Origin of the sequence: Paraburkholderia sp. BL18I3N2 (genome assembly GCF_003001875.1) — a bacterium.
GTDB lineage: Bacteria > Pseudomonadota > Gammaproteobacteria > Burkholderiales > Burkholderiaceae > Paraburkholderia > Paraburkholderia phytofirmans.
In genome coordinates, this window is sequence record NZ_PVNC01000001.1 from 530,142 (window position 1) to 542,903 (window position 12,762).

General features: G+C 62.8%; 11 protein-coding genes and 2 pseudogenes. 6 read left to right on the forward strand and 7 right to left on the reverse strand.

The window, feature by feature from the left end; translation table 11 throughout:
• Positions 1-124: 124 nt before the first annotated feature.
• Positions 125-1,474, forward strand: a complete 1,350-nt coding sequence (gene gudD / locus B0G75_RS02400; protein ID WP_106300295.1) for a glucarate dehydratase — start codon at positions 125-127, stop codon at positions 1,472-1,474.
• Positions 1,475-1,552: 78 nt separating this feature from the next.
• A complete protein-coding gene (gene kdgD / locus B0G75_RS02405; RefSeq protein ID WP_106300297.1) occupies positions 1,553-2,470 on the forward strand; it encodes a 5-dehydro-4-deoxyglucarate dehydratase in 918 nt (305 codons plus the stop codon).
• Positions 2,471-2,617: 147 nt separating this feature from the next.
• Here kdgD and B0G75_RS02410 read toward each other — a convergent pair whose 3' ends face one another.
• Positions 2,618-4,126 carry an MFS transporter gene (locus B0G75_RS02410; RefSeq protein WP_106301767.1) on the reverse strand — a complete coding sequence of 503 codons (1,509 nt, stop codon included), beginning with the start codon at positions 4,124-4,126 and terminating at the stop codon, positions 2,618-2,620.
• 440 nt (positions 4,127-4,566) lie between these two features.
• Here B0G75_RS02410 and B0G75_RS02415 point away from each other — a divergent pair, with 440 nt between their 5' ends.
• Positions 4,567-4,875, forward strand: coding sequence for a DUF4148 domain-containing protein (locus tag B0G75_RS02415; protein WP_106300299.1), 309 nt, complete (start codon positions 4,567-4,569; stop codon positions 4,873-4,875).
• A 279-nt stretch (positions 4,876-5,154) separates the two neighbouring features.
• On the opposite strand, the gene B0G75_RS02420 is transcribed toward B0G75_RS02415, so the two are convergent.
• A complete protein-coding gene (locus B0G75_RS02420; protein ID WP_106300301.1) occupies positions 5,155-5,610 on the reverse strand; it encodes a type II 3-dehydroquinate dehydratase in 456 nt (151 codons plus the stop codon).
• Between the two features lie 61 nt (positions 5,611-5,671).
• Entirely contained in the window at positions 5,672-7,048 is a 1,377-nt protein-coding gene (locus B0G75_RS02425) for an MFS transporter (RefSeq protein WP_106300303.1), read from the reverse strand.
• 238 nt (positions 7,049-7,286) lie between these two features.
• On the opposite strand from B0G75_RS02425, the gene B0G75_RS02430 reads away from it, so the two are divergent.
• On the forward strand, positions 7,287-8,069 hold the full coding sequence (locus B0G75_RS02430) for an IclR family transcriptional regulator (RefSeq protein WP_106300305.1): 783 nt from the start codon (positions 7,287-7,289) through the stop codon (positions 8,067-8,069).
• Here the strand turns inward: B0G75_RS02430 and B0G75_RS02435 are convergent.
• Positions 8,043-8,916: pseudogene (locus tag B0G75_RS02435) on the reverse strand (NAD-dependent epimerase/dehydratase family protein). The gene B0G75_RS02430 and the pseudogene B0G75_RS02435 sit on opposite strands and share 27 nt — an antisense overlap.
• 51 nt (positions 8,917-8,967) lie before the next feature.
• Positions 8,968-9,829: pseudogene (locus B0G75_RS02440) on the reverse strand (intradiol ring-cleavage dioxygenase).
• Here B0G75_RS02440 and B0G75_RS40445 point away from each other — a divergent pair.
• A complete protein-coding gene (locus tag B0G75_RS40445; RefSeq protein ID WP_181309180.1) occupies positions 9,779-9,934 on the forward strand; it encodes a hypothetical protein in 156 nt (51 codons plus the stop codon). The pseudogene B0G75_RS02440 and the gene B0G75_RS40445 sit on opposite strands and share 51 nt — an antisense overlap.
• A gap of 2 nt (positions 9,935-9,936) precedes the next feature.
• On the opposite strand, the gene B0G75_RS02445 is transcribed toward B0G75_RS40445, so the two are convergent.
• Together B0G75_RS02445 and B0G75_RS02450 are read right to left on the reverse strand one after the other, a co-directional pair.
• Complete coding sequence (locus B0G75_RS02445; protein ID WP_106300307.1) at positions 9,937-10,614, reverse strand: hypothetical protein; 678 nt, start codon at positions 10,612-10,614, stop codon at positions 9,937-9,939.
• A gap of 226 nt (positions 10,615-10,840) precedes the next feature.
• On the reverse strand, positions 10,841-11,722 hold the full coding sequence (locus tag B0G75_RS02450) for an NmrA/HSCARG family protein (RefSeq protein ID WP_106300309.1): 882 nt from the start codon (positions 11,720-11,722) through the stop codon (positions 10,841-10,843).
• Between the two features lie 116 nt (positions 11,723-11,838).
• Between B0G75_RS02450 and B0G75_RS02455 the strand changes: the two genes are divergently transcribed.
• Positions 11,839-12,723 carry a LysR family transcriptional regulator gene (locus tag B0G75_RS02455; protein ID WP_106300311.1) on the forward strand — a complete coding sequence of 295 codons (885 nt, stop codon included), beginning with the start codon at positions 11,839-11,841 and terminating at the stop codon, positions 12,721-12,723.
• Positions 12,724-12,762 lie beyond the last annotated feature (39 nt).

Genomic DNA, 12,762 nt, shown 5'->3' on the forward strand with positions numbered 1-12,762 from the left:
ACTGACAGAACTGCTCAGCATGCGCCAACTCATTTCCAGTTTCCGTCCGGTGTCCGTGTCGAGCGCGATCGCACAGCGCCTCGATTTGCGCCGCCCGGCTCACTAACTCATCGGATCCAACATCATGTCCACGAAATCTTCCGAACTGAACGCCACTCCGGTCGTCACTGAACTGCGTGTCGTGCCTGTCGCCGGACGCGACAGCATGTTGCTCAATCTGAGCGGCGCGCATGGCCCGTTCTTCACGCGCAATATCGTCATTCTTCGCGACAGCGCGGGACACACCGGCGTCGGTGAAGTGCCCGGCGGCGAGAGCATCCGCAAGACCATCGACGACGCGCGTCCGCTCGTCGTCGGTCAGTCGATCGGCAATCTGCAAGCGGTCCTGAACAAGGCGCGCACGCAATTCGCCGACCGCGACGCGGGCGGCCGCGGTTTGCAGACCTTCGATCTGCGCACCACGATTCACGCGGTGACCGCGCTCGAAGCCGCGCTGCTCGATCTGCTCGGTCAGCATCTGGGCGTGCCCGTCGCCGCATTGCTCGGCGAAGGCCAGCAACGCGACGAAGTGGAAATGCTCGGCTATCTGTTCTATATCGGCGACCGCAAGAAGACCGACCTGGAATATGCGAGCGGCGCCGATGGCCGCGACGATTGGGAGCGCGTACGCACCGAAGAAGCCATGACGCCCGCGGCGGTCGTGCGTCTGGCCGAAGCCGCGCAGGCGCGCTACGGCTTCAACGACTTCAAGCTCAAAGGCGGCGTGCTGCCCGGCGATGCCGAGATCGAAGCCGTCACCGCACTCGCCGAGCGTTTCCCGAAGGCACGCGTCACGCTGGACCCGAACGGCGCCTGGTCGCTGGCGGAAGCGGTGCGCCTGTGCCGCGACCAGCGCGACGTGCTCGCCTACGCGGAAGATCCGTGCGGCGCCGAAAACGGTTATTCGGGCCGCGAGGTGATGGCCGAATTCCGCCGCGCGACCGGCTTGCCGACAGCGACCAACATGATCGCCACCGACTGGCGCCAGATGGGTCACGCGATCCAGTTGCAGTCCGTGGATATTCCGCTTGCCGATCCGCACTTCTGGACCATGCAGGGCTCGGTGCGCGTCGCGCAGATGTGCAACGACTGGGGCCTCACGTGGGGTTCGCACTCGAACAATCACTTCGACATTTCGCTCGCGATGTTCACGCACGTGGCGGCCGCCGCGCCCGGCAAGATCACCGCGATCGACACCCACTGGATCTGGCAGGACGGCCAGCGTCTGACGCGCGAGCCGCTGCAGATCGTCGGCGGCAAGGTCAAGGTGCCGCAGGCCGCGGGACTCGGTATCGAACTCGACATGGACGAGATCGAGAAGGCGCACGCGCTTTATCAGCAACACGGTTTGGGCGCGCGCGACGACGGCGTGGCCATGCAATATCTGATTCCAAACTGGAAGTTCGACAACAAGCGCCCGTGTCTGGTGCGCTGAAACAATCGATGACCCGGGTGGCTGCGCGAGTAATCGCGCGCGCCCACCGCACCTGAAGCCTCAAACGCCATACACGCCATGACTTCACCTCAAGAACTCAAAGCCATCGTTTCCGAAGGGCTGCTGTCCTTTCCCGTGACCGACTTCGACGCGCACGGCGAGTTTCGCGCCGACACCTACGCTGCGCGCCTCGAATGGCTCGCGCCTTACGGCGCGACCGCGCTGTTCGCCGCGGGCGGCACGGGCGAATTCTTCTCGCTGACGAAAACCGACTACACGAACGTGATCCGCACGGCGACGGACACCTGCCGAGGCAAGGTGCCGATTCTCGCGGGTGCGGGCGGCCCCACGCGCGTGGCGATCGAATACGCGCAGGAAGCCGAACGTCTCGGCGCAAGCGGCGTGTTGCTGATGCCGCATTATTTGACTGAAGCGTCGCAGGAAGGCATCGCGGCGCACGTGGAGCAGGTGTGCAAGTCCGTGCCGAACATTGGCGTGATCGTCTACAACCGCGCCAATTCGAAGCTGAATGCGGACATGCTCGAACGTCTCGCGGACCGCTGCCGGAACCTGATCGGCTTCAAGGATGGCGTGGGGGAGATCGAAGCGATGGTGACGATTCGCCGTCGCCTTGGCGACCGTTTCTCGTATCTCGGCGGCCTGCCGACCGCGGAAGTCTATGCGGCGGCGTATAAGGCGCTGGGTGTGCCGGTGTATTCATCGGCGGTGTTCAACTTCATTCCGAAGACGGCGATGGAGTTTTATCGCGCGGTCGCTGCCGATGATCATGCAACGCAAGGCAGGCTGCTCGACGAATTCTTCCTGCCGTATCTGGCGATCCGGAATCGTCGCGCGGGTTACGCGGTAAGCATCGTGAAGGCGGGCGCGAAGCTGGTCGGCCACGACGCCGGTCCGGTCCGCGCACCGCTGACCGATTTGACCGATGAAGAGTCGGCGCAACTCGGTGCGCTGATCAGGAAGCTCGGCGCGCAGTAAGCGGGCGCTGGATTTCTGCCAAGACAACGCCGCGATCTTCGTGCGGCGTTCGTGTTAATGGTTGGTAGACCGACCGCTCTGATTTCAACACAATGACGGCGGCCGATTGAGCCTCCACGCAGCATGCGCCGAGACCCATCGCCGCCTTCAACTCTTGCGAAACACCACGTGAGAGATCCGCTGCACCAGCAACGCGGCCGCCAGCGCCGCGACCGCCGTCAGCCACACGCCGATATGTATCGACTGCACCAGCGCATCGCGCGCCGTGTCGATCAACGCGAGCGTATTGAGCCCTGACGGCTTCATATCCGCGATCAGCTTCAGACGCGACGCTTCGTCGATAAGAATGCGCAGATCGACGAAGCGAGGCCGCCATTGCGACGCAGCCGGTTCGCCGAGCACGCTCATCGTGCGCGTGACCACGTCGCGGTAATGATGCTGCACCACGGTCGCGACAATGCTCGTGCCCAACATGCCGCCCACCATGCGCGTGGATTGCAGCAGCGCTGTCGTGATGCCGAAGCGCTCGCGTCCGGCGATCTCCTGGCCAAACACATTCAGATTGTTGAGGATGAAGCCGAGACCGATACCGACCGCAGCCATCGGCAATTCGATCCAGACGTGCGGCGTGTCCGGATTCGCGAACGCCAGCGCGATGGCAGCGAAAAGCAGCAGCGCGAAGCCGATCGACAAAATTTGCGTCGGCTTCTTCATGTGAATCACGATGCGCGTATTCAGCAGACTGCCGAGCGCGATACAGGCGGCGATGGGCGTGGCGAGCAGGCCGGCCTGTTGCGGCGACAACCCAAAGCCGCCTTGCAGCAACAGCGGTGCGAAGAAGATCAGCGAGAACATCACGAAGCCGGACAGCATGCCGAGCGTGAACAACGTGACGAGCTGCGGATCCTTGAACAGGTCGAGCGGAATGATCGGGTGGGTAGCGCGCTTCTCGCAGATCAGTAGCGCGATCGTGCCCACGATCACACAAGCGGCCAGCGTGAGATTGCCGGCGGTCAGGCCGTTTTTTGGCACGGCTTCGATAAAAGCCTGCAGACCGCCGAGCACGGCCGCGACCAGCGCCGCGCCGAGCCAGTCGATTTTGACTTCGCCTTCATGCGGACGCCGGAAGGCCGGCAGATGCGCCCAGATGAAATAGAGCGCCGCCGCGCCCACCGGCAGATTGATCAGGAAGGTCGAACGCCAGCCCCAGTGCTCGCTCATCCAGCCGCCGAGCGACGGTCCCGCCGCCGTGCCGATGCCGTATGCGGCGGCCATCACCACTTGCCAGCGCACGCGCGCGCGCGGATCGGGAAACAGATCGGGAATCGAGGCGAACGCCGTCCCGACCATCATCCCGCCGCCGACGCCTTGCAGGCCGCGCGCGATGACGAGAAACAGCATGTCGTTCGCGACGCCGCAGAGCACCGACGCCGCCGTGAACGTGATGACCGCGGCGATGACGAAGCGCTTGCGGCCGAAGTAGTCGCCGAGCCGCCCGAACACCGGCACCGTTACCACCGACGCCAGCAGATACGCGCTGGCGATCCACGCGTAGTACTCGAACCCATGCAATTCGGCGACGATGGAAGGCAGCGCGGTGCTGACGACCGTCTGATCGAGTGCGACCAGCATGTTGACGAGGCCGATGCCGAGCATGGCGAACAGGGCGTTGCGGAACGGCAGGGCGGTGGCGGTCGGGTTCACGGATCTGAGGAGAATGCTTTGCAAGGGGGATGCTGCGCGGCCGGCACAGGTCAGGGTCTTGACGACTGATGTCCTCTAGTTGTCTGACCTCTTGAGAGGGGATTATACGGGTTTTCCCTCATCCGGACCGTTCGCGTCAATTTGCGGGCGAAAATGCCGCGCTGCGAGGCATGGCGGGTAATGGGTATTCGGTGGATTCGTGCGCGGTTCGCTAGACTCGACAGCACGCAGTTCTCTGCACTGCTGGTATAGCGGGAAATCCAAGGACTGCTGCGGCGCGGTCAGGGCTCCCGGCGGCGCGGCAATGGAGGATTGTTTCGTGTGGGCAGCGGCCCGCTTATCGGACGTTTGACGCCGCTGTCCTGTGTCGATTCAATGGAAGGAGAAGTGAGATGAAGAACCCGCCGAAAATGTCGACGATGCTGTCCGCGCTAGTTTTATTGCTCGGTGGCTGCGCGGCAGGCGGCAGCCAGCAAAGCGCGTCGCACTTGAGCGCATTGCAATGCGAGGACCTGGCCGCGCTCAAGAACAACGCCCCTCCGACGCCGGAGCGAAGCCGCAGCGAGCTGGCAGCTCTAAGGAAAGCTGGCTACGACCCATCCAGGTGGTTCGACCCGTACTACCCGGCGGACCTGCAAGCGGCACAGCGTCAGGTCGACAGTTGGTTCGCGGCGGAATGCCAACATGCGCCGCCCGCATGATGTGGAACATCGCCTGATGGTGAAGAGGGTGGCTTGCTGGAGCCGCGCGTATCGGCGCCCGCGTATGGCCACCGGTCGTTCAAGTGAGCGCCCGGTCGCCAGGACCTATGGGACCCTGAGCCATTCAACGAACTGTTCGGTGCAGGATTGACGCGGCGACCCACACCGAATCGGATTCGACCGGCGACATTCACAAGTTCACACTGCCTCGATGAAACGAGGTGCCAACGGACGCATGCGTCGCGCGGCACCCACCACCCGGCCTGCTGCTCGGCGCCCTCACCCGAAGCTCGGACTTTTCCCGAGCGCCATCGCCATCGCCTGCAGCGCGACAAGATACCCGTTCGCACCGAGTCCGCAAATCACACCAGTCGCCGCGCGCGAGACCAGCGAATGGCGATACGTTTCATCGCGCTTGTGGATGTTGGTGATATGCAGCTCGATCAACGGTCGCTCGATCAGTTTGACCGCGTCGAAGACCGGCACCGACGCGAACGAAAAGCCGGCGGGATTGATGATCACCGCGGCATCGCGTTCGAACGCTTCCTGCAGCCAGTCGACCATGATGGCCTCGCTGTTGGTCTGGCGGAACTCGCATTGGAGTTCCAGCCGTACCGCGAGCGCCTCCACCTGCTGCTGAATCTGCGCGAGCGTGGTCGTCCCGTACAGATGCGGCTCACGCTTGCCCAGCATGTTGAGGTTTGAGCCATTCAGTACATATACGAGTTCAGTCATTGTTCGGTCGCCTGTTTGCAAAATTTCGATGATTCAGCGTGGCGCCGCAGCGCCGCGCGTATTACGTGCGATGGCTATTGCTCACGTGCGCCGGCGTAAAGTCCGCTTCGCCCGTGACGGCCGCCGTCGAGTCGGTGCGGTTCATGTCGATGCCTAGGGTTTCGCGTGCCGTCAGGATCATCACGAGCGAAATCACGTTGAAGACCACGCACACGGCGACCACGCCCCACGGCGAGCCGTTGCACACGGAGAAAAGCCATACCGCCAGCACCGGCATCGGGCCGCCCGCCACCAGATTCGCGCCGGTATAGGCGAGCGCGGAGCCGGAGTAGCGCACATTGGTCGGAAACGCTTCGGCGAACGCGACCGGCTGAATGCCGCTTTGAAACTGCGTGAAGCCGAGGAAGAAGCCCATCGCCGCGAGCATCGGCACAAAGCTCTTGGTGTCGAGAATCTGGAAGTACACGAAGAGCATCAGCAAGGTTGCGATCGAACCGATTGCGAGCGCCTTCTTGCGGCCGATTTTGTCGCTCAGCATGCCGCCGGCAAGCGCGCCGACGATCGCGCAGACATTGGCGCCCATTAGCAACAGAAAGCCGGTTTGCTTCGGGATAGCGAGCGTCTTCGTGATGTAGCTGAGCGAGAACACCACGATCAGGTAGAAGATCGCCGCGGGTCCGCAGAAGAACAGCATCCAGCGCAGCACGGTTCTCCAGTGCAGGCGCAATGCATCGCGCAGCGGGCTGCCGACGTGTACGACTTCCGTTTTACGCAGCGCGACGAAGGCGGGCGTCTCGCTGACTCGCAAGCGGATATACACGCCGACCACGACCAGGATGAAGCTCAGTATGAAAGGAATGCGCCAACCGTACGAATCGAATGCCTGCGCCGACATCATGGACGACAGCAGAAGCAATACGCCGTTGGCCATGATCTGACTCAGCGGCGAACACAGGCCCAGCAGCCCGGAGTATTTGCCGCGCCGGTCGGCGCTGGCGTGTTCGATTGCCATCAACTGCGCGCCGGTCGACTCGCCGCCCAGCGCGAAGCCTTGCAGAATTCGCAGCAGCACCAGCAGGACCGGCGCCCATACGCCGATGCTCGCGTAGGTCGGCAGCAGGCCCATCAGCATCGAGGCGAGGCCCATCACCGTGACGGTGCCGAGCATGAGGTTGCGTCGCCCGAGCTTGTCGCCCAAATGGCCGCAGATGATCGCGCCGAGCGGCCGCGCCGCGAGCCCCACGCCGAAGGTTGCGAGCGAGGCGAGCAGGGCGGAGGTCGAATCCATCGACGGGAAAAACAGCTTGGGCAAAACCGTGGCGGCCAATGCGCCGTAAAGCGTGAAGTCGAACCACTCGAGCGCGGTGCCGACGGCCGCCGCCGTCACCGCTCGCGTGCGCATCGCGGCATGCGTGCCGTGTTGTGTGTCCTGAATCATGTTGTCTCCTTAACCGTCGCCGCACGGGGTGCAGGTCGCAAGCGATGAGCGCTGCTAACCGTTTCCCGCTCTCTTGTCTGATCGATGAACTCGGGGTGCTGTCCAACTCGCTGTGCGCGCCGCGCCGCCTTGAAACCAAGGTTAGCACCCTTGGGTGGGATGCCGTTCCAGGGTGGAATTTCATCTCATAATGTGCAAAACTGGCTGCGCGAAGAACTCAGAAAAGATGGAGACCGGCATGCCAGGCGTTACGGAACGCACCCTCGCGGTACTCGAATTTCTCGCCGCGCAGATGGAGGGCACGCCGCTCGCGATGATCGCGGACGAGCTCGATATTCCGCGCAGCGCGTGCCATCGGCTGCTCGTCGATCTGAAGCAATGCGGCTATGTGCGGCAGTTGCGCGAGCATGGCGATTACGTGCTCACCACCAAGCTCGTTGGGTTGGGGCTCGGTTTTCTCGCGACGTCCGGCATCGTCGACATCGCGCAGACGATGCTCGACCGGCTCGCCGAAACATCCGGCGAACTGGTGCGGCTGGCAATCGTGGACGGCGACCGGCTGACGTGGGTCGCCAAGGCGCAGGGCGCGTTGAAGGGTTTGCGCTACGACCCGGACATGGGCATGGACACGATCCTCTCGTGCAGCGCCACGGGCCACGCATGGATGATGACCATGACCGACGAACGCGCGCTCGAACTCGTCACGCGGCAGGGCTTCGGGCAACCGAAACAATACGGTCCGAATGCGCCGACCACGATCAGCGGACTGCTGAAGTTCGTGCACGCCGCACGCGAACGAGGCTACGCGACGATCAACGAAGTCTTTGCCCCCGGCATGACGGCAATGGCCGCGCCCGTGCAGCGGCGCGGCTATCCCGCGATGGGGGTGATCAGTATTGCCGGGCCGCTGGTGCGGCTCGACGAAAAACGCATGGCCAGCCTCGGTTCGACACTGCTTGCGGCGGCCTCGGAACTCGCCGCCGCGAGCCACGCGTCACCGCTGTTCAATCGAGGCCGCTAGCCGCGTGCGCGTATCGCTGGGAATGATGCGCTCCGCCTTCAACCGGTCGAACAGCGCGAAGAACGAGTCGGGCGTGCTCTGATAATCGAGGAAGCCTGCTTGCCGGCTCTTGGTCATATCCGTGAGCACTTCCATCGGGCGGCCCAGGTCCGCGTCGGTGTGCCACCACGAGGCGAGCTTGCCGATATCGGCTTCCTTCAGATCGAAGCGCGCGGCGATATCGGCCCATGCCTTGCCGGCGTCCTGCATGCGGCCTTCGAGCGGACGTGTCTCGCCGTCGAAGGGTACGGCTTCGATCCCGAAGTAGCCGGCGATTTGCGACCACATCCATTTCCAGCGGAACACGTCGCCGTTGACCACGTTGAAGTCTTCATTGCGCGCGTTCGCGGAGGTGGCGGCCCGCTCGAGGTGCCGTGCGAGCAGCCGCGCGTCGGTCATGTCGGTGAGACTGTTCCATTGCGCCGCCGAGCCGGGGAAGATGAACGGCTGGCCCGTCTGCTTGCACATGCTTCAGTCCTGTCACGAGCGCGGCATGTTCGAGCGTGCCTGATGGACCTACGGCGTCCATTACATGGCGCACCATCGCGCCGTTCACGCGAATGTTTTCTTTCTCAGTGGCCTGGCGCGACCACGCGGTGAGGAACACATGACTAAACGCCCGACCGGCGAGTGCCTCGCTGACGGAGTCGGCCGATTGCAGGTCGGCCGTAATCGATTCGATCGCCGGCGACACCGGCGCGCGTCCGCGCGAAAGTCCGGCGACGTGCCAGCCATTCGAAAGCAGCTGGTCCGCAAGATTGCCGCCGACAATGCCGCTCGCGCCGATGATGAGTGCTCGTTTTCCCATAGGATTCAAGCTCGGTAGGGGATGGCTGCTGCGATAAGAGAGTGACCCGTGTCACACGGATCGGTTCAGCACAAAATCGAATTCAAGCGTGCTGAACGGCGTGGTCATGGACGTACCGTCCGGTGCCGTGCTTGCCTCATGGTGCTTCCACTGTGCAACGAGCGACGAGCGAACGCCGAACACCGCGTCCGAATCGAGGTACTGATCGCCTTCGCGGAACACGTGGGTCACGAGGCGCTCATAGCCAGGCGCCGTGATCATGAAATGCAGATGCGCCGGACGCCACGGATGCCGGCCGAGCGCCGCCAGCATACGCCCGACCGGTCCATCGTGTGGAATCGGATAAGGCTCGGCGACGATGGAACGGAAGTGATAGCGCCCGTCGGCGAGACTATGGAGCACGCCTCTGGCGCGATGCGTGCCGTCGCCGGCGCGTTGCACATCGTAGAAGCCGTCCGCGTCTGCTTGCCAGACTTCGATGCGCGCGTTGGCTACAGCTTCGCCGTCGGCTCCCTTGACCGTTCCCGACACGAAGCAGGGCTCGCCGCGTGCGCCGTTGGACACGTCGTCGCCGTTTCGATAGGCGGGCGCGCCTTCGACGAAAAACGGCCCGAAGACCGTCGCTTCCGTGCAGCCCGGCGGCTTGCGGTTCGCCATCGCGGTGACGAGCATCGACAAGCCGAGCGTCCGAGAGCAGGATGAATTCCTGGCGCTTGTCGTCGGTGATATGGCCGACGTCGGTGAGAAAACGAATGCCCTGTTCCCATTCGCTCTCGGTCAGATTCACCTCGCGCGCGAACGCGTGCAGGTGCTGCACGAGGCTCGTGACGATGGTTTTCAGCCGCTCATCGTGTGAGTGCGCGTGACGCGCAAGAACCGCTTCGGTGATCGTGTTTTCGTCGAGATTGCGCATGACCGTGGCGTCTCCTTCCTGTCGGTCATGCGATTATCGGCTTGTTTGGAAACGGGCGCAGGCAAGCGAGTTGCGCTGCGCGCGCCGTTCGGATTTGCAGCTTGAAATCAGTGGTTATTCCACCATTCGGTGGCTTTCTTTTTATCCCAGGCGGGCAGCACTTCACGATCGATCGATGCGTTGGTCAGTGCCGGGAAGTCTTTTTTGAATGCCGTCACATCGTCGTCAAACTGGTCGCTCACGCTGATATCCCACGTTCCGCCGCTGAAACCCGCCACTGCCTGATCGACCAGCGGAATGACCGGTCCCGCGCGCAATTCACCGTCTTTACGTTCCACGATCGTGGCGTCGATATGGCCGAGATACACAATCGAATTCGGTTTGATGTCGACCACTTCATGAAGCGGCGTAAAGAACATGCCGTGGAACGGGAATATGCCGCTTTGACCGGTAATGCCGCGCATCACATATTTGCCCGGCGCCAGAGGAAGGCGAATGAAATAATGATTACCCGTGTCGCTCGTCGTGGTGGCCTGGTCGTCGAATTTGAAATTCAAACGGTCTTCGCGCGAGTCGGCCGCCCCGCGCTCCATATGCACGACGATAGGACTCGGCTGATAACTCGTGTGATAAGCGTTTTTGAGCGTCACCGTCATTAACGCGTACGAGTTTTTCGTGGTGTCGACCGAACTCGTCGAGGTGGTCGGCGACATGGAGGAAACAGTCGCGCAGCCTGAAGTCAATAGCGTGCCGGCAACGGCAAAGAGTGCGATGTACTTTTTCATTACGAATTGAAAGGAGTGTGGTTTGTACTTGGGCCAGAATTAGCGTTGTTTATGCGGCGCGAATGATGTGGCACACGGCGCATGCCGTGTAAACGACAGCGCGAGAGAAAAACTTTAGCGTGTGTTTAATCGATGACTTTAGAAACTCTGCAATCAATCCATTTATTCAAAAGCAGTGGTGCGTTGAACGGGGCGACTCATTGCCTCGCCGCCCCGATTTAATCGCTCAACCGTTCTTCCAGGCAGCAGCCATCTCCGCCGCGAAGTCCCGATAGGACCGCGGCTGCCGGCCGAGCAGCGTCGCGAGATGATCGATTTGCGCTTGCGATGCGACCGCGCCGTCCTGCTGATAGCGGCTCATCATCAGACGCATGTCGTAGACGAGCCAGCCTGGCGCGGCTGCTTTCAAGCGCTGTTCGAGCACGTCGAGGTCATCGCCGCCGTAGCGCACGGTGCGTCCCAGCGCTTCAGCCCAGATCGACGCCACGGTCTCCGACGTGATCGCATCGGGGCCGACCAGTTCATACGTCTCGCGCGGCAAGCGGGTTGCGGACCGCTCGCGACGCAGCAGTTCGCGCGCGGCAGCCTCGCCGATATCGCGCACGTCGACCATCGAAATACCTTTAGCGCCGATCGGCATACCGTACACGCCATGCGTGAGCAAAGGCTCTTTCTGGCGTACGTCGTTCTGGATGAAATACGCGGGACGCAACACGGTGGCCGGCAGATCGCAGTGTTCGATCATGCGTTCGACCGTGTACTTGCCGGTGAAATGCGGCACGTCGACATACTCCGCGCCCTTGAACACCGACAGATACACCACGCCTTTTACGCCGGCTTCGCGCGCCACGCTCAGGGTCTGCAGCGCTTGGGTGAGTTCGTCCGGGGCGTTCGGCGCGAGCAGGAACAGCGTGCTGACGCCGTTCATCGCGCGGCGCAAGCCGTCCACGTCGGACAGGTCGCCTTGGACCGCGGTGACCCCGTCCGGGAATTGCGCTTTTTCCGGCGAGCGAGTCAGCGCGCGAACTTGCGCGCCGCCGCCTGCCAGAAGATGTTCGAGAACCTGCTTGCCGACCACGCCTGTACTGCCGGTTACGAGGATTGCCATGATTTTCTCCTTGGGGTTGGTGGGCTGAATGTCAGCCCGTAGCGACACAATAAATGTTCCATTTGAGTAACGAAAGTGCAAAAATTCAGACACCTCGTCTCATATTTGGAGCGATCATGGATTTGACGTCACTGGCCGATTTCAATGCGGTTGCGCTGCACGGCGGCTTCGGCCCGGCCAGCCGGGCGCTCGACCGGCCCAAGGCCACGCTGTCGCGGCGCGTGGCGGAACTGGAAGAAACGCTTGGCGTGCGGCTAATCGAGCGAGGCTCGCGCACGTTGCGGCTGACCGAAGAAGGTCTCGTGCTGCACGAGCGCACGCGGGGATTGATGGCGGAGATTCAGGAGGCAGGCGAGGCGGTAGCGTCGCGCGCGCCCGTGCCGCGCGGACGATTGCGGATCAGTGCGCCGGTCGTGTTCGCACACGTGGTGCTGGTGCGGATCGCGACGCGTTTTGCGTTGGCCTATCCGCAGGTCGAGCTCGAAGTGGTTGCGGAAGACCGCGTTGTCGATCCGGTGGAGGACGGCTACGACATGGTGATCCGCATCAATCCTGCGCCCGACCAGCAACTGGTGGGCCGGCGCATTCTCGGCGACGAACTGCTCCTGGTCGCTGCACCCACGATGTCGATACCTCCATGGGCCGCTGGCGATGCCGCCGCGTTGGCGGTGCCCGCGGTCGTGTCCGTGGCGGCATCGGCGAATGTGATGTGGAGCGTGCGCGCGGAAAGTGGTCCGAGATCGCTCGCGCCGATGCCGGTGCTGCGGCTCTCATCGCTGCTGATGGTGCGCAACGCGGTGCTCGATGGAGTGGGCGCGGCGATGTTGCCTAAATTACTGGTCGAGCAGGATGTGGCGGCGGGACGGCTCGTTTGTTGGGGTGTGGCGGATGGGCCGCCGGTCGAGATCTGGGCGCTGTACAACTCGCGGCGCTTGCTGAGCGCGAAGGTGCGGGCGTTCATGGATCTGCTGCAGGACTTGCCGGGACGTGAGCGCCGATAGGCCGATGCAGGTGCCGATTGCGGCTTGCGGCTTGCTTTT

Bases quoted from the DNA above. Each gene is read 5' to 3' on its own strand.
- B0G75_RS02450 (WP_106300309.1), bottom strand. From the start codon at position 11,722: ATGGCAATCCTCGTAACCGGCAGTACAGGCGTGGTCGGCAAGCAGGTT.
- B0G75_RS02430 (WP_106300305.1), top strand. From the start codon at position 7,287: ATGCCAGGCGTTACGGAACGCACCCTCGCGGTACTCGAATTTCTCGCC.
- B0G75_RS02445 (WP_106300307.1), bottom strand. From the start codon at position 10,614: ATGAAAAAGTACATCGCACTCTTTGCCGTTGCCGGCACGCTATTGACT.
- B0G75_RS02415 (WP_106300299.1), top strand. From the start codon at position 4,567: ATGAAGAACCCGCCGAAAATGTCGACGATGCTGTCCGCGCTAGTTTTA.
- B0G75_RS02425 (WP_106300303.1), bottom strand. From the start codon at position 7,048: ATGATTCAGGACACACAACACGGCACGCATGCCGCGATGCGCACGCGA.
- B0G75_RS02410 (WP_106301767.1), bottom strand. From the start codon at position 4,126: ATGCTCGGCATCGGCCTCGTCAACATGCTGGTCGCACTCGATCAGACG.
- B0G75_RS02420 (WP_106300301.1), bottom strand. From the start codon at position 5,610: ATGACTGAACTCGTATATGTACTGAATGGCTCAAACCTCAACATGCTG.
- gudD (WP_106300295.1), top strand. From the start codon at position 125: ATGTCCACGAAATCTTCCGAACTGAACGCCACTCCGGTCGTCACTGAA.
- B0G75_RS02455 (WP_106300311.1), top strand. From the start codon at position 11,839: ATGGATTTGACGTCACTGGCCGATTTCAATGCGGTTGCGCTGCACGGC.
- kdgD (WP_106300297.1), top strand. From the start codon at position 1,553: ATGACTTCACCTCAAGAACTCAAAGCCATCGTTTCCGAAGGGCTGCTG.